Source organism: Streptomyces bikiniensis, assembly GCF_000716625.1.
GTDB classification, from domain to species: Bacteria; Actinomycetota; Actinomycetes; order Streptomycetales; family Streptomycetaceae; genus Streptomyces; species Streptomyces bikiniensis.
On sequence record NZ_JNXJ01000016.1, the window covers coordinates 20,255 to 39,176 of the forward strand.

Below are 18,922 nucleotides of genomic sequence, written 5' to 3' on the forward strand. Positions count from 1 at the left end.
ACGCGATGACTCAAAACAGAGGTAAGCCGCTCAGGTGAGCGATCATCGCGACTTTTGCGTTCAACTCCTGAACACAAAAAGGGTGGCACCGGGTGCCACCCTTCAGGCGGTGCAGTCGCCCGTAACCTGCTCATGTGAGCACCTACCCCCTCAAGGGTGGCGAGGATCACTCCCCGGGAAAGGCCGGATCTCAGCCGCCGGACGTGTCCAGCTCGGCGTCCTCGCTCACGCCGGAGCAGTCGTACGGGTCCTTCAACCAGCCGTCCGGCAGGACGACTCGGTTGTTTCCGGACGTACGGCCCCGAGGGCCGTCCGCGCCGACGGGCCACGGCTGGTCCAGGTCGAGCTCGCTCAACTGAGCGCGCAGCTCGTCCAGGGACGAGGTGATCGCCAGCTTCTTACGCATCTCCGAACCGACCGCGAAGCCCTTCAGGTACCAGGCCACGTGCTTGCGGAAGTCGATGACACCGCGTGCCTCGTCCCCGAGCCACTCGCCGAGCAGCCGGGCGTGGCGCACCATCGCGTCCGCGACCTCCCGCAGCCCCGGCTGCGCGTACGAACCCGTGCCCTCGAAGCCCGCCACGAGGTCCCCGAAGAGCCACGGGCGGCCCAGGCAGCCGCGTCCGACCACCACTCCGTCACAGCCGGTCTCGCGCATCATCCGCAGGGCGTCGTCGGCCGACCAGATGTCGCCGTTGCCGAGGACCGGGATCTCCGGCACGTGCTCCTTGAGGCGCGCGATGGCGTCCCAGTCGGCCGTGCCGCCGTAGTGCTGGGCCGCCGTCCGCCCGTGCAGGGCGATCGCCGTGACGCCCTCCTCGACCGCGATCCGGCCCGCGTCCAGGAAGGTGATGTGGTCGTCGTCGATGCCCTTGCGCATCTTCATCGTGACCGGCAGGTCGCCCGCGTTGGTCACGGCCTCGTGCAGGATCGCCCGCAGCAGCGGCCGCTTGTAGGGCAGGGCCGAGCCGCCGCCCTTCCGGGTCACCTTGGGGACCGGGCAGCCGAAGTTCAGGTCGATGTGGTCGGCCAGGTCCTCGTCCACGATCATCCGCACGGCCTTGCCGACCGTCACCGGGTCCACTCCGTACAGCTGGATCGAGCGCGGCTTCTCCGTCGCGTCGAACCGGATGAGCTGCATCGTCTTCTCGTTGCGCTCGACCAGGGCGCGCGTCGTGATCATCTCGCTCACAAACAGCCCCTTGCCGCCGGAGTACTCGCGGCAGAGGGTGCGGAAGGGGGCGTTGGTGATGCCGGCCATGGGGGCGAGCACCACCGGCGGCTGCACGATGTGCGGCCCGATGGCGAGGGGGGTGAACGCGGTCATCCGCCCATTGTCGCGCACGGCGGCGGTCACGGGTCGGCCGTACGGCCCGAACATGCCCGACCTCACATCCGGGCGGCGTCCTGCGGGGGTACGGGCGGCGGCGGCCGCCGCCCGTACCCCTGTGCGCCTTCCGGTCCCCGCCACCAGCGGACGGGGGCGGTCCTCGGGTCGTCGAAGACGGCGTCGCCCCGGCCGGTCCGGAGCTTCAGCGTGCCGTCGGCGTCCCGGGCGGGGATGTCCGCCCTCCCGTCCCCGACGACGGTCTCGGTGGAGGTCCAGTTCCGGACGGCGGGCTTCTTCGGCTGGAAGGTGCCGTCCGGTCCGCGGATCCACACCATGAGATCGCCGGAATCCACGGCCGCCTTCCTCCCGACCGCGAAAAGGGCCCGGGCGGGGAACGCCTCGGGCCCTTCGTCGTGCGGTGCCGGTTACTCCCGGCCGGTACCGGTCGTATCGGCGCTCCCGGCGCCCTCCGTGCCGCTCGCGGCTTCCTGCGCGCGCTCGCGCATCTTCCTCAGGAGTTCCTGCTTCTGGTCGGCGGCCGTGCGCCGGTCGGCGGCGCGGCTCCGGGTGGTGGCCTGCTGGTCGGCGCGGGACAGCTTCTTGCGCTGTCCGCCGACGCCGAGGAGGTTGTTGCGGCTCTTCGCCACGGGGTTCTCCCGTCGTTCGGTGAGGTGGTCGGTGGTCGCGGGCCCGGTCAGCCCCGGCGCTGGGCGCTCACTCGTAGATCTGGAAGAACGAAGACATGCCGGGGACGCTACCCCGGCCGCTCCCCGGAGGCACCCGGTTTTCCCCGCACCACTCCAAGGAATGACAGATATTGAAATCTGTCATCGCCCATGTCAAGGTTGAACCATGACCACGACACCGAGCACCACCCCCGCCCCCGACCGCATCCCCACCCGCCGGCTGGGCGCCGCCGGCCCCCGGGTCTCCGTCCTCGGCCTCGGCTGCATGGGCATGTCCGCGCTGTACGGCGAGAGCGACCGCGCCGAGTCGATCGCGACGATCCACGCCGCCCTGGACGCCGGGGTGACCCTCCTCGACACCGGCGACTTCTACGGGATGGGGCACAACGAACTGCTGATCGCCGAGGCGCTGCGGACCGCGCCCGCCGGCGCCCGCGAGCGGGCCCTCACCAGCGTGAAGTTCGGCGCGCTCCGCACCGTCGAGGGCGATTTCACCGGGTACGACGGGCGGCCGGCCGCCGTGAAGAACTTCGCGGCGTACTCGCTCCAGCGCCTGGGCGCCGACCACATCGACGTCTACCGGATCGCCCGCGTCGACCCGGACGTGCCGATCGAGGAGACCGTCGGCGCCATCGCCGAGCTGGTCGAGGCGGGACACGTGCGGCACGTCGGGCTCTCCGAGGTCGGCGCGGACACCCTGCGTCGGGCGGCGGCCGTCACCCCGATCTCGGACCTCCAGATCGAGTACTCGCTGATCTCCCGGTCCATCGAGGAGAAGATCCTGCCGACCGCCCGCGAGCTGGGCATCGGGATCACGGCGTACGGCGTGCTCTCGCGCGGCCTGATCAGCGGCCACTTCACCCGGGACCGGGAGCTGGCGCCGGGCGACTTCCGGGGCATGAGCCCGCGCTTCCAGGGCGAGAACCTCCGGCGGAACCTGGACCTGGTGGACCGGCTGCGGGCGCTCGCGGAGGCGAAGGGCGCCTCCGTCGCGCAGATCGCCGTCGCCTGGGTCCTGGCCCAGGGCGAGCGGCGGGGCGCGGACGTCGTGCCGCTGGTCGGCGCCCGGCGCCGGGACCGGCTCGCGGAGGCGCTGGGCGCCCTGGACGTCGTGCTCGACGATGCCGACCTGGCCGCGATCGAGGAGGCCGTCCCGGCGGGCGCGGCGGCCGGCGAGCGGTATCCGGCGGCGCAGATGGCCCACCTGGACAGCGAGCGGTCGTGAGCGCCGACGGCCCCCGGCCGCCGGGTACTGTCCTTCCATGGCCGCCACCGAGACCCTGACCGCAGAGCGCATCCTCGAAGCCACCGAGGAGGTGCTGCGGCGCTACGGCCCGGCGAAGGCGACCGTGGTGGACGTGGCCCGGGTCCTCGGCGTCAGCCACGGCAGCGTCTACCGCCACTTCCGCACCAAGGCGGCGCTGCGCGAGGCGGTGACCGAGCGGTGGCTCTCGCGCACCGAGACCGCCCTCGCCGAGCTGACCGCGGCCCCGGACCGGCCGGCGCCGGAGAAGCTCCACGCCTGGTTCGCCCACCTCTTCGAGGCCAAGCGGCACAAGGCGGGCGACGACCCCGAGCTGTTCGCCACGTACAACGTGCTGATCGACGAGAACAGCGGAGTGGTCGAGCAGCACATCGGCGTCCTGATCGACCAGGTGCGGTCGATCGTGGCGGAGGGCGCCCGGGAGGCCGAGTTCACCGCCCCCGATCCGGACGCGACCGCCCGCGCCCTCTTCGACGCGACCTCCCGCTTCCACGACCCGGCCTACGCGCCGGAGTGGCGGCGCCCCACGATCGAGACCGAGTTCGAGGCCGTGGTGGGACTGCTCCTGCGCGGCCTGCGCGCCTGACGCCCGGCGGGTTCCGTACGACAGGGAAGCCCCCGGCTCCGTGGTCCGGAACCGGGGGCTTCGCCGTACTGCCGTATGACAGAGGTGCCGCGACTCAGCAGCCGAGGAGGCGGCTGCCCAGGTAGCCCTGGATCTGGTCGAGGGAGACGCGCTCCTGCTTCATGGTGTCGCGCTCGCGCACGGTCACCGCGTTGTCCTCCAGGGTGTCGAAGTCGACGGTGATGCAGAACGGGGTGCCGATCTCGTCCTGGCGGCGGTAGCGGCGGCCGATGGCGCCGGCGTCGTCGAACTCGATGTTCCAGTTCTGGCGCAGGTCCGCCGCGAGGCCTTTGGCCTTCGGGGAGAGCTGCGCGTTGCGGGAGAGCGGCAGGACCGCGGCCTTGACCGGGGCCAGGCGGTGGTCGAGGCGCATGACGACGCGCTTCTCCATGACGCCCTTGGCGTTGGGGGCCTCGTCCTCGGTGTACGCGTCGAGGAGGAAGGCCAGCATCGTGCGGCCGACACCGGCCGCCGGCTCGATGACGTACGGCGTGTAGCGCTCGTTGGACTCCTGGTCCAGGTAGGTCAGGCTGGCGCCGGAGGCCTTGGAGTGGGCGCTCAGGTCGTAGTCCGTGCGGTTGGCGACGCCCTCCAGCTCGCCCCACTCGCTGCCGCCGAAGGAGAAGCGGTACTCGATGTCGGCGGTGCGCTTGGAGTAGTGGGAGAGCTTCTCCTGCGGGTGCTCGAACCAGCGCATGTTCTCCTCGCGCAGGCCCAGGCCGGTGTACCAGTTCCAGCGCTGCTGCATCCAGTACTCCTGCCACTCCTCGTCCTCGCCCGGCTTGACGAAGAACTCCATCTCCATCTGCTCGAACTCGCGGGTCCGGAAGATGAAGTTGCCCGGAGTGATCTCGTTCCGGAAGGACTTGCCCATCTGCGCGATGCCGAACGGGGGCTTCTTCCGCGCGGTCGTCTGCACCTGGGTGAAGTTGGTGAAGATGCCCTGGGCGGTCTCGGGACGCAGGTACGCGACGGAGCCGGAGTCCTGGGTCGGGCCGAGGTGGGTGGAGAGCAGGCCCGAGAAGTTCTTCGGCTCGGTGAAGGTGCCCTTGTTGCCGCAGTTGGGGCAGTTGAGGTCGGCGAGGCCGTTCTCGGGGAGACGGCCGTGCTTCTCCTCGTACGCCTCCTCCAGGTGGTCCGCGCGGAAGCGCTTGTGGCAGGAGGTGCATTCGGTCAGCGGGTCGGTGAAGGTGGCGACGTGACCGGACGCCTCCCAGACCTCGGTCGCCAGGATGACCGACGAGTCGATGCCGACGACGTCCTCGCGCGAGGTGACCATGTAACGCCACCACTGGCGCTTGATGTTCTCCTTGAGCTCGACGCCCAGGTGCCCGTAGTCCCAGGCGGCGCGCTGACCGCCGTAGATCTCACTGCAGGGGAAAACGAAGCCACGGCGCTTGCTCAGGCTGACGATGGTGTCGATCTTGTCGGCGGCCACGGTGCTCTCTTCATTACGACGACGAAGTGCGAATGCCACAGGTTACCGGCGCCCGTACCCTCCGCATCAAATCGGTTCCCGGTACGAAGGGGGTCGGGGCGTCGGGCGGCCGGGCGGGGCGTCGCGTGGGAAGGACCACATACACGGCAATTGACAACCGTTTCCAATTTTGTTGAAAATGAGTGTCATGAACGTACGCCGTCTGATACCCACCACCGCCCTCGCCGGAGCCGTCGCGCTCGGCCTCGTCTCCCTCTCCGCCTGCGCCGGGACCTCCGACGCCGCCGACGGGGACAAGGGCGGCAAGCTGGACGTGGTGGCGTCGTTCTATCCGATGCAGTACCTGGCCGAGCGGATAGGCGGCGGCCACGTCGCCGTCGAGACGCTCACGAAGCCCGGCGTCGAGCCCCACGACCTGGAGCTGAAGCCGAGGCAGATCGGCGCGCTCGGCGAGGCCGACGTCATCCTCTACCTCAAGGGCGTCCAGCCCGCCGTGGACGAGGCCATCGCCCAGGCCGGCGTCGAGAACACGGTCGACGCCACGACCCTCACGAAGCTCGAAGCGCACGGCACCGGGGCCGGTCACGATCACGGCCACGGCGAAGAAGGCCACGACCACGCCGACGAGCACGCCGGCGAAGAGGGCCACGACCACGGCTCCGAGGCCGGCGCCGACCCCCACGTCTGGCTCGACCCCGTGAAGTACGCCGAGGTCGCCAAGGGCGTCGGCAGCGCCTTCGAGAAGGCCGACCCGGACCACGCCGCCGACTACAGGAAGAACACCGACGCCCTGGTGAAGAAGCTCGGCGACCTGGACACCGAGTTCGAGACGGGCCTGAAGAACACCGCGACCCGCACCTTCATCACCACGCACTCCGCCTTCGGCTACCTCGCCGAGCGCTACCACCTGGACCAGGAGGGCATCTCCGGCCTCGACCCCGAGTCCGAGCCGAGCCCCGCCCGCATGAAGGAGCTCCAGGAGATCGCGGCCAGGGACAAGGTCTCCACGGTCTTCTTCGAGACCCTGGCGAGCGACAGGACGGCGAAGACCCTCGCGGGCGACACCGGTCTGAAGACCGACGTGCTCGACCCGCTGGAGGGCGTCACGGACAGGTCCCGGGGCAGCGACTACATCGAGGTCATGCGCTCCAACCTCACCGCGCTGAAGAAGGCCCTCGGCGCCAAGTGACCACAGCACAGCAGGAGGTACGGCCCATGGACCGGGAACCCGCAGCGACACCCGTCATCTCCGTCCGCGGAGCCGCCGCGGCCCTCGGCGCCCGGCCCGTCCTCCGGGGCGTCGACCTCACCGTCCACCGCGGTGAGGTCGTCGCGCTGCTCGGCGCCAACGGCTCCGGCAAGTCCACCGCCGTCCGCTCCGTCATCGGCCAGGTGCCGCTGACCGGCGGCACGATCGAGCTGTTCGGCACCGAGCAGAAGCGGTTCCGCGACTGGGCCCGCGTCGGCTACGTGCCGCAGCGCACCACCGCCGCGAGCGGCGTCCCCGCCACCGTCCGCGAGGTCGTCACCTCGGGCCGCCTCTCCCGCCGCCGGTTCGGCCGGCTCGCCAAGGCCGACCGGGCCGCCGTCGAGCGGGCCATCGCCCTCGTCGGCCTCGCCGACCGCGCCGGGGGCCCCGTGGACGCCCTCTCCGGCGGCCAGCACCAGCGGGTCCTGATCGCCCGCGCGCTCGCCTCCGAACCCGAACTCCTGATCATGGACGAGCCGATGGCGGGCGTGGACCTCGCCAGCCAGGAGGTCCTGGCCTCCACCCTGCGCGAGCAGGTCGCGGGCGGCGCCACCGTCCTGCTCGTCCTGCACGAGCTGGGCCCCCTGGAGCCGCTGATCGACCGGGCCGTCGTCCTGCGCGACGGCTGCGTCGTCCACGACGGGCCGCCGCCCGAGGCCGTCGGCCAGCACGCCCTGCCCGGCCACGACCACGTACATCCGCACGCGGCCGGCGAGCCGCTCCGCACGGGACTGCTGAGCTGACCATGGAATTCCTCGAACCCGCCTTCATGCAGCGGGCGCTGATCGCCGCCCTCCTGGTCGGGATCACCGCCCCCGCCGTCGGCGTCTACCTCGTCCAGCGCCGCCAGGCGCTGATGGGCGACGGCATCGGACACGTCGCCATGACCGGTGTCGGCCTCGGCTTCCTGCTGAACTCCAGCCCGGTCTGGATGGCGACCCTCGTCGCCGTCGCCGGCTCGGTCGCGATGGAGCTGATCCGGGCGTACGGCAAGACCCGCGGCGACCTGGCGCTCGCCCTGCTCTTCTACGGCGGCATGGCGGGCGGCGTCCTGCTGATCAACCTCTCGCCGACCGGCTCGAACGCCAACCTCACCTCGTACCTCTTCGGCTCGCTGACCACGGTCTCGCCGGAGGACGTCACCGCGATCTCGGTCCTGGCCGCCTTCGTGGTCCTGGTCACGGTCGGCCTGCGCCGCCGGCTCTTCGCGGTCAGCCAGGACGAGGAGTTCGCCCGGGTCACCGGCCTGCCGGTGCGCGCCCTGAACCTGCTGATCGCGGTCACGGCCGCGGTGACCGTCACCGTCGCCATGCGGGTCGTGGGCCTGCTCCTGGTCAGCGCGCTCATGGTGGTCCCGGTCGCGGCGGCCCAGCAGCTCACCCGCTCGTTCCGCGCCACGTTCGCCGGCGCCGTCCTCATCGGGGTCGTCGTCTCCCTGTCGGGCACGCTCACCACGTACTACGTGGAGGCCCCGCCCGGCGCGACGATCGTGCTGTACGCGATCGGGGTCTTCGTCCTGCTCACGCTGCTCGCCACGCCGCTCGCGAGGCGGCGGGCGCGGGCGGCCGAGGCGGAGGCGGCGGACCCGGCGGCCTGCGACGTACGGGTTCCGGCCGGGCGGCGGCCGGGCGACGACGCGAGGGTGTGAGCCACGACCGGTCCCGGGGGCGCGGGGGGCTGGCAGAATGGCGGGGGCAGACAAGCATCCAAGGAGGCCCCCGTGGTGACGGCAGGACCCCCCGTACGCGGCCGCTCGACCAGGCAGCGGGCCGCCGTGTCGGCGGCACTGAACGAGGTGGACGAGTTCCGCAGCGCCCAGGAGCTGCACGACATGCTCAAGCACCGCGGCGACTCGGTCGGCCTCACCACCGTCTACCGCACGCTCCAGTCCCTCGCGGACGCGGGCGAGGTCGACGCGCTGCGCACCAGCGACGGCGAGACGGTCTACCGCCGCTGCTCGACCGGCGACCACCACCACCACCTGGTCTGCCGTCTCTGCGGCAAGGCCGTGGAGGTGGAGGGCCCGATGGTGGAGCAGTGGGCCGAGGCGATCGCCGCGGAACACGGCTTCGTGAACGTGGCGCACACGGTGGAGATCTTCGGCACGTGCGCGGAGTGCGCCGAGAAGTGACCCGACATACGCGGGACGCACGCAGGGCCCGCACCGGACGGTTCCGGTGCGGGCCCTGCTCCGTCTCCGCGGCTCAGCGCTTGTCGAGGACGGCCAGGTCGGCCGGGTCGACGCCGCCGAAGCGGCGGTCGCGGGAGGCGTACTCGACGCAGGCGCGCCACAGGTCGCGGCGGTCGAAGTCCGGCCACAGCACGTCCTGGAAGATCATCTCGGCGTAGCTGCTCTGCCAGATGAGGTAGTTCGAGGTGCGCTGCTCGCCGCTCGGGCGCAGGAAGAGGTCCACGTCCGGCATGTCCGGGTAGTACAGGTACTTCTGGAAGGTCTTCTCGTTGACCTTCGACGGGTCCAGCCGGCCGGCCGCCACGTCCCGGGCGATGGCCTGCGCCGCGTCCGCGATCTCGGCGCGGCCTCCGTAGTTGACGCAGAAGTACAGGGTCATGGCGTCGTTGCCGACGGTCTGCTCCTGGGCGATCTGGAGCTCCTGGACGACCGACTTCCACATCTTGGGCATGCGGCCGACCCAGCGGATGCGGATGCCCAGCTCGTCCATCTCGTCGCGGCGGCGGCGGATGACGTCCCGGTTGAAGTTCATGAGGAAGCGGACCTCGTCGGGCGAGCGCTTCCAGTTCTCGGTGGAGAAGGCGTAGAGGGAGAGGTTCTTGACGCCCATCTCCAGGCAGCCCTTGAGCACGTCCAGGACGACGCCCTCGCCGACCTTGTGGCCCTCGGTGCGCGGCAGGCCCCGCTCCTTCGCCCAGCGGCCGTTCCCGTCCATCACGCAGGCCACGTGGTTCGGCACCAGCTCGGCCGGGAGCTTCGGCGGGCGGGCGCCGGACGGGTGCGGCTCGGGGAGCTTGTACTCCCGGCGCTGCCGCCCGAGGATTCCGCGTCGTGCGATGGCCATGGCGATGGATCTCCTACCTAGGTCTTCTCTACGTATCGCAGGGAGCGCAGGCCGCGCTCCAGGTGCCAGTGCAGGTAGGCGGAGACGAGTCCGCTGCCCTCCCTGACGTGACGCGGCTCGCACGCGTCCGCCGTCGCCCAGTCGCCGGTGAGGAGCGCGCTGAGCAGGCCGATGGCCTCCGCAGAGGGTACGACGCTTCCGGGTACCCGGCAGTCGCCGCATATGACTCCGCCCGCCGCGACCGAGAAGAACCGGTTCGGCCCCTGGAGTCCGCATTTGGCGCAGTCCTCGAAGCTGGGCGCGTAGCCGTTCACGGCGAGGGAGCGCAGCAGGAAGGCGTCCAGGATGAGGTGGGGGGCGTGCTCGCCCCGGGCGAGGGTCCGCAGGCCCCCGACGAGGAGCAGGTACTGCTGGACGGCCGGCTCGCCCTCGTGGTCGGTGAACCGCTCGGCCGTCTCCAGCATGGCCGTGCCGGCCGTGTAGCGGGCGTAGTCGGTGACGATCCCGCCGCCGTACGCGGCGATCGTCTCGCTCTGCGTGCAGAGCGGCAGGCCGCGCCCGATCAGCTCGCTCCCCCGGGCGAAGAACTGCACGTCGACGTGGGAGAAGGGTTCGAGCCGGGCCCCGAACTTCGACTTCGTGCGCCGCACGCCCCGCGCCACGGCGCGTACGCGCCCGTGACCGCGCGTGAGGAGGGTGATGATGCGGTCCGCTTCACCCAGCTTCTGGGTGCGCAGCACGATGCCGTCGTCGCGGAACAGACTCATGCGGTCCATTCTCCCGTACGGCACCGACACCCGGACCCGGGGCCGGGCGCCGGCGCCCTACGGGAGGGCCGCGTCGTACGGGAGGGCTACCGGGCCCCGCCGCCGCTCAAGGCACCTCGCCCCGGCTGCGGGCGTTGACGTGCGCGGTGGCGGCGCTCAGCCGCTCGGCCGAGGTCGCCTCCCGCACCCCCTCGGGGTCCACGTCCCACTCGCGCCCTCCGCCGAGCGCGCGGATCTGGACGTAGGGGCCCTCGTGCCCCATGACCCTCCCGACCCGTCCGGTGCGGATCTCGACGACGTACGACCCGATGGGCAGCGTCACGATCGACTCTCCTCCCTCGGCAGTACGGCGGCGGCGAGAAGCCGGGCCGTTTCCACCGTGCAGCATCCCAATTCCACGAGCGGCCTCGGGGGATCGGCGGCGAGGGTGACGACGTCGAGGCCGAGCGAGGGAAGGGTGATTCCCGCACTCGCGAGCGCCTCGCGCAATTCCGCCACCGCCTCCTGTGCGGCTCCGACCGTCCCCGTGGACGCCTTCGTGATGTCTTCCTTCACCAACGTATGCCTTTCTGAATCCATTTCCCGCTTCGCCTCTCCAGGGTGACCCCTGATCCGTAGAATCGACAGCTGCGCACGCCGACAACTGCGCAGTAGGGCAGGGGAGTTAAGCCATGGCCAGAGGCAAGCGGCAGGACGTGTGGGAGTTCTTCGGGGACCTCCTGAAGGAACACAGGGAGGGGGCGGGGCTCTCACAGAGCGAGCTGGGCGGACGGGTGTTCGTTTCGGGCGGTTACATCGGCCTGTTCGAGCAGGGAATTCGAAAACCCCAACTGGACGTCGCGAAAAGAATCGACGAGGTCCTACAAACCGGCGGTATTTTCGAACGAACATGGCGAAAGCTCATCGACAACTCACCGTACGCGTCTTATTTCCACGCGGTGGCCGAGCTGGAGGCCGTGGCGACGAAGATCTGCGAGTTCGCGCCGACGGTCGTGCCGGGTCTGATGCAGACGGCCGAGTACGCACGGGCGGTGACGCTGGCGATGCACCCGTTCGCCACGGAGGAGTTCGTCGAGGAGAAGGTCAGCTCTCGGGTCGAGCGGGCGAAGATCCTCACGGACGCTACAAGGCCCGAGTATTGGGTCATCCTCCACGAGAACGCCGTCCTGATCCCCGTAGGAGGACCAGCGGTGATGGCGGCGGCACTGGAGCACATCGTGGGGCTGATCCGGGGGCGACAGGTCCTGGTGGCCCTGCTCCCCCGCGCGGCCGGAGCACACTCCGTCATGGAGGGCTCCCTGCGGTTGATGGAGTTCAAGGACCAGCCGCCAACGGCCTATACAGAAACAGCGTTTTCGGGGACGCTCCTTGACGATCCGGCGGTGGTGAAGCAGGCACAGCGCGCCTACGATCTGCTCAGGGTCGCCGCGCTGTCGCCGGAGGCGTCCCTCGCACTGATCGAGTCGGCGGCGGAGGACTTCAGACGATGCGCGCGTACGACCTGACCCACGCCAACTGGTTCAAGAGCAGCTACAGCAATGCGTCGGGCGGCGACTGCGTCGAAGTCTCGTACGACTTCACGGGCGCCGCCTGGCGCAAGAGCAGCTACAGCAACGGCGACGGTGGCAACTGCGTCGAGGTCCTGGACGACGTCCCCGGTGTCGTTCCGGTCCGGGACAGCAAGAACCCCGGCCCCGTCCTCGTGGTGCGGGCCGACGCCTGGGCCGCGTTCGTCGGCGGCCTGACCTCGTGACGGCCGCCTCCCCCCTCGTGCTGCGCGGGCGCGACGGCGCCGTCCTGCGCTTCACGGGGGCGGCGGTCACCCTCGGCCGGGCGGACGGCGAGCACTACATACCCCTGGCGGCGATCGAGAGCGTCTACGCCGAGGGGCGCTCCGTCGAGGTCGAACTGATCTCCCGCGCCGAAGCCGAACCGGTCGTCTACCGGGTCGAGGACGTGAGCGAAGCCGCCGCCACCGCCTTCGTACGGGCCGTCGACGCCGCCCTGCCCGACGAGGTCGCGGACGTCGACGGCTCCACCCTCGTCACCCACCGCCCGCCCGTCCCCCCGGCACGACGCCGTTACCGCGGAGCGGTGGTCCTGGCCGGGATCGCCGCACCCGTCATCGCCCTGGACGTGTTCCTCGGCGTGGTCGGCCGGGCGGAGCACGCGATCGCGTTCTGGCTGCCGCTCGTGGTCACCGCCATCGGCGGGTTCCTGGTCTGGGGCATGGGGCGGGACCTGTACCGGATGTGGTACCTGCCGAGGCACGGCATCACGGTGGCCGCGGAGTTCTCGCACTTCACCAACAAGTCCAGGGTGTACCTCTACAGGGACACCACGGGCGCCACCCACAGGTACACCACCACCACGGCCGGCCCGGTGGAGGTGTCGTACCACCCGCGTGACCCGAGTGTGGCGATCCACCTCGAAGGGTCCTATGTGCGCTGCATGATGGCGTTCATGACCCTCGTCGGCTGCGGCATGGCGGGCGGCGGCGTCTTCTGGGGTGGCGCCCTGGTCGTCTCGGCCCTGCAGGGCTGAGACGCGGAGACCCGCCCCGCCTAGCCCCGCTTATGGAAGTCATAAGGTCGGCTTATGACCCCATAGACCGGGGCCGGGTACCGCTCCGCGTCGTGCATTATTTAGGGTGACCTAAGTGTCGGCGGCTTCGCCGCCATGTCGCTGCGAAGGGAACCCAGTCATGCCCCGCCCCCTCCGGGTCGCGATCGTCGGCGCCGGCCCCGCCGGAATCTACGCCGCCGATGCGCTGCTGAAGTCCGAGGCCGCCGCCGAGCCGGGCGTGTCGATCGACATCTTCGAGCGGATGCCGGCGCCCTTCGGCCTCATCCGCTACGGCGTCGCCCCCGACCACCCGCGCATCAAGGGCATCATCACCGCGCTGCACCAGGTCCTCGACAAGCCGCAGGTGCGCCTCTTCGGCAACGTCGACTACGGCACCGACGTGCACCTGGACGACCTGCGCTCCTTCTACGACGCCGTCGTCTTCTCGACCGGCGCCATGGCGGACCGCGAGCTGAAGATCCCCGGCGTGGAGCTGGACGGCTGCCTCGGCGCCGCCGACTTCGCCTCCTGGTACGACGGCCACCCGGACGTCCCGCGCACCTGGGACCTGTCGGCCGAGAAGGTCGCCGTCCTCGGCGTCGGCAACGTGGCCCTCGACATCGCCCGCATCCTGGCGAAGACGGCGGACGAGCTGCTGCCGACCGAGATCCCGCCGAACGTCTACGAGGGCCTGAAGGCCAACAAGGCGCTCGAAGTGCACGTCTTCGGCCGCCGCGGCCCGGCGCAGGCGAAGTTCAGCCCGATGGAGCTGCGCGAGCTGGACCACTCCCCCAACATCGAGGTCATCGTCAACCCCGAGGACATCGACTACGACGAGGGCTCGATCGCGGACCGCCGCAAGAACAAGCAGACCGACATGGTCGCGAAGACCCTGGAGAACTGGGCGATCCGCGACGTCGGCGACCGCCCGCACAAGCTCTTCCTGCACTTCTTCGAGTCCCCGGTCGAGGTCCTCGGCGAGGACGGCAAGGTCGTCGGCCTGCGCACCGAGCGCACCGAGCTGGACGGCACCGGCAACGTCCGGGGCACCGGTCAGACCACTGACTGGGACGTCCAGGCGGTCTACCGCGCGGTCGGCTACCTCTCGGACGAGCTGCCCAAGCTCCCGTGGGACGCCGTCAGCGGCACCGTCCCGGACCAGGGCGGCCGGGTGATCCAGGAGAACGGCGAGCACCTGGCGTCGACCTACGTCACCGGCTGGATCCGGCGCGGCCCGGTCGGCCTCATCGGCCACACCAAGGGCGACGCCAACGAGACCGTGGCGAACCTCCTGGACGACTTCGCGAACGGGCGCCTGCTCGACCCGGCCACCCCGGAGACGGACGCGGTCGTGGCCTTCCTGGAGGGCAAGGGCGTCACGTACACCACGTGGGAGGGCTGGTACGCCCTCGACGCCGCCGAGAAGGCGCTCGGCGAGCCCGAGGGCCGCGAGCGCGTGAAGATCGTGGAGCGCGAGGACATGCTGCGCGCGAGCGGCGCGATCGAGTAACGGCGGGACGCACAGCACACGACTCCGCGGGGGTCCGGATCTCCTCCGGCCCCCGCGGAGTCGTGTCTCCGCGTCTTTCCCGGGCTCAGGAGACGGTGCGCGCCGAGGTGAGCAGCCGGACGGTGTCGTCCGGGGGCAGCGAGAGCGCGGTGCCGACGGTGCCCAGGACCTCCATCTCGGCCGGGCTGTACGGACCGTCCGCGAGGGCGATCCGGGCGGCCTGGACGAGGATCGACTCCCGTCCGGAGGGGGCGAGGTGCGGGGCGAGCGGTTCCAGGGCCTCATGCAGCTCGATCGCGAGGATCGTGCCCTCGGGGTTCACCTCGGGCATGAAGCGCCCCGTGTCGGCCTCCAGGGCCTCCACGAGGTCCACGAGCTGGACGGCCGTGCACTCCGCGAAGCCGGCGGACCTGACCGCGCTGACGGCCCGGTCCAGGACCGCGCGGGAGCCGGTGCCGCCGGCCGCGAGGACGGCCAGGGCGACGGTGTGCACGCCGTCCCGCAGCATCGCGGAGAAGCGGCTCGTCGTCGGGCGGTCGAGCACCTCCGTACCGAAGTGCGTGTGACAGGCCGCGCACTCGACCACCGGGCCCGTACAGCCCCGGGGCAGGACGGGGACGCCCAGGACGGCGAACCTGCGGCGGCCGGTGCGGCGCCGGTAGTTGCGGTCGCCCCCGCACGCCTCGCAGAAGAACTCGCCGTCCCCCACGGTGTTCCAGGAGGTGCGGATCCCGCAGATGCCCACTTTCCCACCACGTGAATTCCGGGCAGACCGCATACGCACCTCCTCGACGCCCCGGCTGCGCTGCCGGCGTGGGCGTGATGTTAACCACATCCGTGATGTGGCGTCAGTACCCCGTCGTCAGTTCACCGTGGAGATGGCCGAGACACGTCACCGTTCGACCGCCGCGGAATCACCCTCCCGGGTGGTCCCGCACGCCCCTCCCCGCCCTCGCGCGGGCCCGGGCACGACGCTGCCCCGCGTCCTCCGGGAGGGCACGGGGCAGCGGGGTCGGGGCGGGTCAGCGGGCGGCGCGGTTGACCGCTGAGATGACCGCCTTCAGGGAGGCGCGGGTCGTGTTGGCGTCGATGCCGATGCCCCACAGGACCTTGCCGTCGATGGCGCACTCGATGTACGAGGCGGCCTGCGCGGAGGCGCCCTCGCTCATCGTGTGCTCCTGGTAGTCCAGCAGGCGGGCGTCGACGCCGACGTCCTGCAGCGCGGCGAAGAAGGCCGAGATCGGGCCGTTGCCGGAGCCGGTCAGGACCGTGTCGACGCCGTCCACGACCGCCTCGACGGTCAGCGTGTCCGTGCCGTCCGTGTCGGAGGTGGTCTGGCCGGAGCGCAGCTGGATGCGACCCCAACGAGCCGCGGCGTTGTCCGGGTTGGGCAGGTACTCGTCCTGGAAGACGGACCAGATCGCGGCCGGCGTGACCTCGCCGCCCTCGGAGTCGGTCTTCTGCTGGATGATCCGGGAGAACTCGATCTGCATCCGGCGGGGCAGGTCCAGCTTGTGGTCGTTCTTCAGGACGTACGCGATGCCGCCCTTGCCGGACTGCGAGTTGACCCGGATGACGGCCTCGTAGGAGCGGCCGACGTCCTTCGGGTCGATCGGCAGGTACGGGACCGCCCACTCGATGTCGTCCACGCTCTTGCCCTGGGCGGCCGCGTCGGCCTCCATGGCGTCGAACCCCTTCTTGATGGCGTCCTGGTGGGAGCCGGAGAAGGCGGTGTAGACCAGGTCGCCCGCGTAGGGGTGGCGCGGGTGGACCTCCATCTGGTTGCAGTACTCGCTGGTGCGGCGGATCTCGTCGATCTGCGAGAAGTCGATCTGCGGGTCGACGCCCTGGCTGAACAGGTTCATGCCCAGGGTCACCAGGTCCACGTTGCCGGTGCGCTCGCCCTGGCCGAACAGGCAGCCCTCGACGCGGTCGGCGCCGGCCATGACGGCCAGCTCGGCCGCCGCCACGGCGGTGCCCCGGTCGTTGTGCGGGTGGGCGGACAGGCAGACGTACTCCCGGCGGGTCAGGTTCCGGGACATCCACTCGAACCGGTCCGCGTGCGTGGACGGCGTCGAACGCTCCACGGTGGCGGGCAGGTTGAGGATGATCTCGCGGCCCGGGCCCGGCTGCCAGACGTCGCAGACGGCCTCGCAGACCTCCAGGGCGAAGTCCAGCTCGGTGTCGGTGAAGATCTCGGGGCTGTACTGGTAGCCGAAGGTCGTCTCCGGGCCCAGCAGCTTCTCCGCGTACTCCATCACCAGGCGCGTGCCGTCCACGGCGATCTGCTTGATGTCCTCCTTCGAGCCGCGGAAGACGACCCGGCGGAAGGTGGGCGCGGTGGCGTTGTACAGGTGGACGGTGGCGCGCCTGGCGCCGACCAGGGACTCCACGGTCCGCTCGATCAGGTCCTCGCGGGCCTGGGTCAGGACGGAGATGGTGACGTCGTCCGGGATCGCACCCTCTTCGATGATGGAGCGCACGAAGGCGAAGTCGGTCTCGCCGGAGGACGGGAAGCCGACCTCGATCTCCTTGTAGCCCATGCGTACGAGCAGGTCGAACATCTCGCGCTTGCGGGCCGGGGACATCGGGTCGATCAGGGCCTGGTTGCCGTCGCGCAGGTCGGTGGACAGCCAGCGGGGGGCCTTGGTGATGCGCCGGTCGGGCCAGGTGCGGTCGGGGATCTCGACGGCCTCGTACCGGCCGTACTTGTGGATCGGCATCCCGGACGGCTTCTGCAGCGGGGCCTCGTTGGTGACGGGCGTGGGGCGGCCGATGAACGGGGACTGCGACATTGCGTGGGGCTCCTCGGGTCCAGCAGGGGGAGGACGGCCGACTGTCGAACGCAACACCAGGTCCCGCGGGGAGGGGGTCGGCCTACGACTACAGGCCCTCGCCGCGGCAGCTAAGGAGAAGCAGCCCGAAACGCATGATGTGCCGCAGCTTAGCCCAGGGACGTGGAGGCGGACGTCCCGTTCCAGTATGCGGGACGCTCCCGGAATCAAACTCGAACAGTGACGGATCACTCCATTTCGCCAATCGCCGTCTCTCCTAGTGACAGCTTCGTCACGCACTGCCACATTGCTGGAATGAGCGCACACACGCCTGTCTTCTGTTCGATCGTGCCGCCGCACCTCCTGGAGCACCTGGCGCACTCTCCCCGCGCCGCCGTGGCCGCCGTCGCCCGTCGCACCCTGGCCGCGGACGCCTCGGCCCGCGCCGCCCGGGCGCTGCCCCGGCCGGGCTCTCCCCCGACGGCCGCGCCCCGCGCCGCCGCCCGGCCGCACCGCACCGTCCACGACTGCCGGCACGGCACCGACCTGCCGGGCGGGAAGGTCCGCGCCGAGGGCGAGGAGGCGACCGGCGACGCCGCCGTCAACCGCGCGTACGCGGGCCTCGGCGCCACCTTCGACCTCTTCCTGAACGCCTTCGGGCGCGACTCGATCGACGGTTCGGGGCTGCCGCTGATCGCCTCCGTCCACTACGACCGGGACTACGCCAACGCCTTCTGGAACGGCGAGCAGATGGTGTTCGGGGACGGCGACGACGAGATCTTCCTCGACTTCACCCTGCCCGTGGACGTCATCGGCCACGAACTGGCCCACGGCTTCACCCAGCACACGGCGAACCTGGAGTACTTCAGCCAGTCCGGCGCCCTCAACGAGTCCGTCTCGGACGTCTTCGGCTCCCTCGTGAAGCAGTACGCCCTCGGGCAGAGCGCCGAGGCCGCGGACTGGCTCATCGGCGAGGGCCTCTTCCACCCGAACGTGCAGGGCAGGGCCCTGCGCTCCATGAAGGCCCCGGGCACGGCGTACGACGACGACGTCCTCGGCAAGGACCCGCAGCCCGCCCACATGGACGACTACGTCCGCACCAGCGGCGACAACGGCGGGGTGCACATCAACTCCGGCATCCCCAACCACGCCTTCTACCTGGCGGCGACCGAGCTGGGCGGCAACGCCTGGGAGCGGGCCGGGCGGATCTGGTACGACGTGATGACCGGCGGGACCCTCACCCCCGGGACCCGGTTCGCGGAGTTCGCGGCGGCCACGGTGAAGGCGGCGAAGGACCGGTACGGCGACGGGGCGGAGATCCAGGCCGTCCTGAAGTCCTGGGCCGCGGTGGGCGTGCCGGTGGACTGAGCCGGGGTAGGGAAGGGCTCATGCGGATTCGGGTACGGCGCACGGGCGGTTTCGCGGGGATCGAGCGGTCGGCGGAGGTGGACACCGCGGGCCGCCCCGACGCCGGGGAGTGGGCCGCCCTGGCGGGGGCGGCCCTCGCGGCGGCCGGCGCGGGCGACGGGGACGGTGACCGCTCCCGCGTCCCGGACGGCTTCTCGTACGAGATCACGGTCGACGGCCGCACGGTCCGCTGCGGGGACCCGGGCCTGACGGAAGCGCAGAGGACCCTCATCACGAGGGTCCTCAAGGAAGGCGCGTGACTCCGTGACGGG

Annotated in this window: 22 protein-coding genes; 12 read left to right on the forward strand and 10 right to left on the reverse strand. The window is 70.9% G+C overall.

Translation table 11 applies throughout. The features are described from left to right. Nucleotides 1–190 precede the first annotated feature (190 nt). From dusB to OO47_RS15345, 3 genes are all read right to left on the reverse strand, one after another. Complete coding sequence (dusB, locus tag OO47_RS15335) at nt 191–1,327, reverse strand: tRNA dihydrouridine synthase DusB (protein WP_030210970.1); 1,137 nt, start codon at nt 1,325–1,327, stop codon at nt 191–193. Between the two features lie 62 nt (nt 1,328–1,389). Continuing rightward, nucleotides 1,390–1,683 carry a hypothetical protein gene (locus OO47_RS15340; protein ID WP_030210977.1) on the reverse strand — a complete coding sequence of 98 codons (294 nt, stop codon included), beginning with the start codon at nt 1,681–1,683 and terminating at the stop codon, nt 1,390–1,392. Between the two features lie 72 nt (nt 1,684–1,755). Then, nucleotides 1,756–1,977, reverse strand: a complete 222-nt coding sequence (locus OO47_RS15345) for a DUF6243 family protein (protein WP_030210979.1) — start codon at nt 1,975–1,977, stop codon at nt 1,756–1,758. Nucleotides 1,978–2,182: 205 nt separating this feature from the next. Here OO47_RS15345 and OO47_RS15350 point away from each other — a divergent pair, with 205 nt between their 5' ends. Together OO47_RS15350 and OO47_RS15355 are read left to right on the forward strand one after the other, a co-directional pair. Next, the gene (locus tag OO47_RS15350) at nt 2,183–3,241 is read left to right on the forward strand and encodes an aldo/keto reductase (RefSeq protein ID WP_051715734.1); all 1,059 of its coding nucleotides are present in this window, start codon (nt 2,183–2,185) and stop codon (nt 3,239–3,241) included. A gap of 37 nt (nt 3,242–3,278) precedes the next feature. Continuing rightward, nucleotides 3,279–3,866 carry a TetR family transcriptional regulator gene (locus tag OO47_RS15355; protein WP_030210985.1) on the forward strand — a complete coding sequence of 196 codons (588 nt, stop codon included), beginning with the start codon at nt 3,279–3,281 and terminating at the stop codon, nt 3,864–3,866. 94 nt (nt 3,867–3,960) lie between these two features. Here the strand turns inward: OO47_RS15355 and OO47_RS15360 are convergent, their stop codons facing one another. Beyond that, entirely contained in the window at nt 3,961–5,343 is a 1,383-nt protein-coding gene (locus OO47_RS15360) for a glycine--tRNA ligase (RefSeq protein ID WP_030210987.1), read from the reverse strand. A gap of 187 nt (nt 5,344–5,530) precedes the next feature. On the opposite strand from OO47_RS15360, the gene OO47_RS15365 reads away from it, so the two are divergent. The 4 genes from OO47_RS15365 (at nt 5,531) to OO47_RS15380 (ending at nt 8,723) form a co-directional block, all read left to right on the forward strand. After that, nucleotides 5,531–6,532, forward strand: a complete 1,002-nt coding sequence (locus tag OO47_RS15365; RefSeq protein WP_030210991.1) for a metal ABC transporter substrate-binding protein — start codon at nt 5,531–5,533, stop codon at nt 6,530–6,532. Nucleotides 6,533–6,558: 26 nt separating this feature from the next. Next, on the forward strand, nt 6,559–7,335 hold the full coding sequence (locus tag OO47_RS15370) for a metal ABC transporter ATP-binding protein (RefSeq protein WP_030210993.1): 777 nt from the start codon (nt 6,559–6,561) through the stop codon (nt 7,333–7,335). A 2-nt stretch (nt 7,336–7,337) separates the two neighbouring features. Next, complete coding sequence (locus OO47_RS15375) at nt 7,338–8,240, forward strand: metal ABC transporter permease (RefSeq protein WP_030210995.1); 903 nt, start codon at nt 7,338–7,340, stop codon at nt 8,238–8,240. A 72-nt stretch (nt 8,241–8,312) separates the two neighbouring features. Further along, nucleotides 8,313–8,723, forward strand: coding sequence for a Fur family transcriptional regulator (locus tag OO47_RS15380; protein ID WP_030210997.1), 411 nt, complete (start codon nt 8,313–8,315; stop codon nt 8,721–8,723). Nucleotides 8,724–8,796: 73 nt separating this feature from the next. Here the strand turns inward: OO47_RS15380 and OO47_RS15385 are convergent, their stop codons facing one another. The 4 genes from OO47_RS15385 to OO47_RS15400 form a co-directional block, all read right to left on the reverse strand. Beyond that, nucleotides 8,797–9,621: an isoprenyl transferase gene (locus OO47_RS15385; protein WP_030210999.1), complete on the reverse strand. Its 825-nt coding sequence runs from the start codon at nt 9,619–9,621 to the stop codon at nt 8,797–8,799. A gap of 23 nt (nt 9,622–9,644) precedes the next feature. Next, the gene (recO, locus tag OO47_RS15390; protein ID WP_030211001.1) at nt 9,645–10,394 is read right to left on the reverse strand and encodes a DNA repair protein RecO; all 750 of its coding nucleotides are present in this window, start codon (nt 10,392–10,394) and stop codon (nt 9,645–9,647) included. Nucleotides 10,395–10,500: 106 nt separating this feature from the next. After that, nucleotides 10,501–10,716 (reverse strand): hypothetical protein, encoded by a 216-nt coding sequence (locus tag OO47_RS15395; protein WP_030211002.1) that lies wholly within the window; start codon nt 10,714–10,716, stop codon nt 10,501–10,503. Then, a complete protein-coding gene (locus tag OO47_RS15400) occupies nt 10,713–10,949 on the reverse strand; it encodes a hypothetical protein (RefSeq protein WP_229991658.1) in 237 nt (78 codons plus the stop codon). Before OO47_RS15400 ends, OO47_RS15395 begins: the two co-directional genes overlap by 4 nt. Before the next feature lie 116 nt (nt 10,950–11,065). Between OO47_RS15400 and OO47_RS15405 the strand changes: the two genes are divergently transcribed. The 4 genes from OO47_RS15405 to OO47_RS15420 all read left to right on the forward strand — a co-directional run bounded on the left by OO47_RS15405 (nt 11,066) and on the right by OO47_RS15420 (nt 14,469). Further along, nucleotides 11,066–11,899 carry a helix-turn-helix domain-containing protein gene (locus OO47_RS15405; RefSeq protein ID WP_030211005.1) on the forward strand — a complete coding sequence of 278 codons (834 nt, stop codon included), beginning with the start codon at nt 11,066–11,068 and terminating at the stop codon, nt 11,897–11,899. Beyond that, complete coding sequence (locus OO47_RS15410) at nt 11,881–12,147, forward strand: DUF397 domain-containing protein (protein WP_030211006.1); 267 nt, start codon at nt 11,881–11,883, stop codon at nt 12,145–12,147. The genes OO47_RS15405 and OO47_RS15410 overlap by 19 nt, the downstream gene beginning before the upstream one ends. Next, the gene (locus OO47_RS15415; protein ID WP_051715736.1) at nt 12,144–12,938 is read left to right on the forward strand and encodes a DUF3592 domain-containing protein; all 795 of its coding nucleotides are present in this window, start codon (nt 12,144–12,146) and stop codon (nt 12,936–12,938) included. The genes OO47_RS15410 and OO47_RS15415 overlap by 4 nt, the downstream gene beginning before the upstream one ends. Before the next feature lie 160 nt (nt 12,939–13,098). Continuing rightward, a complete protein-coding gene (locus tag OO47_RS15420) occupies nt 13,099–14,469 on the forward strand; it encodes an FAD-dependent oxidoreductase (protein WP_030211008.1) in 1,371 nt (456 codons plus the stop codon). Between the two features lie 85 nt (nt 14,470–14,554). On the opposite strand, the gene OO47_RS15425 is transcribed toward OO47_RS15420, so the two are convergent. Both OO47_RS15425 and leuA read right to left on the reverse strand, forming a co-directional pair. Further along, a complete protein-coding gene (locus OO47_RS15425) occupies nt 14,555–15,247 on the reverse strand; it encodes a tellurite resistance TerB family protein (RefSeq protein ID WP_030211010.1) in 693 nt (230 codons plus the stop codon). 244 nt (nt 15,248–15,491) lie between these two features. Further along, nucleotides 15,492–17,264 carry a 2-isopropylmalate synthase gene (gene leuA, locus OO47_RS15430; RefSeq protein WP_030211013.1) on the reverse strand — a complete coding sequence of 591 codons (1,773 nt, stop codon included), beginning with the start codon at nt 17,262–17,264 and terminating at the stop codon, nt 15,492–15,494. 294 nt (nt 17,265–17,558) lie between these two features. On the opposite strand from leuA, the gene OO47_RS15435 reads away from it, so the two are divergent. Together OO47_RS15435 and OO47_RS15440 are read left to right on the forward strand one after the other, a co-directional pair. Further along, a complete protein-coding gene (locus OO47_RS15435; RefSeq protein WP_030211016.1) occupies nt 17,559–18,611 on the forward strand; it encodes a M4 family metallopeptidase in 1,053 nt (350 codons plus the stop codon). Between the two features lie 20 nt (nt 18,612–18,631). Next, nucleotides 18,632–18,910: a protealysin inhibitor emfourin gene (locus OO47_RS15440; protein ID WP_030211018.1), complete on the forward strand. Its 279-nt coding sequence runs from the start codon at nt 18,632–18,634 to the stop codon at nt 18,908–18,910. Nucleotides 18,911–18,922 lie beyond the last annotated feature (12 nt).

Coding starts and splice junctions, on each gene's coding strand:
- dusB (WP_030210970.1), bottom strand. CDS start 1,327: ATGACCGCGTTCACCCCCCTCGCCATCGGGCCGCACATCGTGCAGCCG.
- OO47_RS15350 (WP_051715734.1), top strand. CDS start 2,183: ATGACCACGACACCGAGCACCACCCCCGCCCCCGACCGCATCCCCACC.
- OO47_RS15355 (WP_030210985.1), top strand. CDS start 3,279: ATGGCCGCCACCGAGACCCTGACCGCAGAGCGCATCCTCGAAGCCACC.
- OO47_RS15365 (WP_030210991.1), top strand. CDS start 5,531: ATGAACGTACGCCGTCTGATACCCACCACCGCCCTCGCCGGAGCCGTC.
- OO47_RS15370 (WP_030210993.1), top strand. CDS start 6,559: ATGGACCGGGAACCCGCAGCGACACCCGTCATCTCCGTCCGCGGAGCC.
- OO47_RS15375 (WP_030210995.1), top strand. CDS start 7,338: ATGGAATTCCTCGAACCCGCCTTCATGCAGCGGGCGCTGATCGCCGCC.
- recO (WP_030211001.1), bottom strand. CDS start 10,394: ATGAGTCTGTTCCGCGACGACGGCATCGTGCTGCGCACCCAGAAGCTG.
- OO47_RS15405 (WP_030211005.1), top strand. CDS start 11,066: ATGGCCAGAGGCAAGCGGCAGGACGTGTGGGAGTTCTTCGGGGACCTC.
- OO47_RS15410 (WP_030211006.1), top strand. CDS start 11,881: ATGCGCGCGTACGACCTGACCCACGCCAACTGGTTCAAGAGCAGCTAC.
- OO47_RS15420 (WP_030211008.1), top strand. CDS start 13,099: ATGCCCCGCCCCCTCCGGGTCGCGATCGTCGGCGCCGGCCCCGCCGGA.
- OO47_RS15425 (WP_030211010.1), bottom strand. CDS start 15,247: ATGCGGTCTGCCCGGAATTCACGTGGTGGGAAAGTGGGCATCTGCGGG.
- leuA (WP_030211013.1), bottom strand. CDS start 17,264: ATGTCGCAGTCCCCGTTCATCGGCCGCCCCACGCCCGTCACCAACGAG.
- OO47_RS15435 (WP_030211016.1), top strand. CDS start 17,559: ATGAGCGCACACACGCCTGTCTTCTGTTCGATCGTGCCGCCGCACCTC.
- OO47_RS15440 (WP_030211018.1), top strand. CDS start 18,632: ATGCGGATTCGGGTACGGCGCACGGGCGGTTTCGCGGGGATCGAGCGG.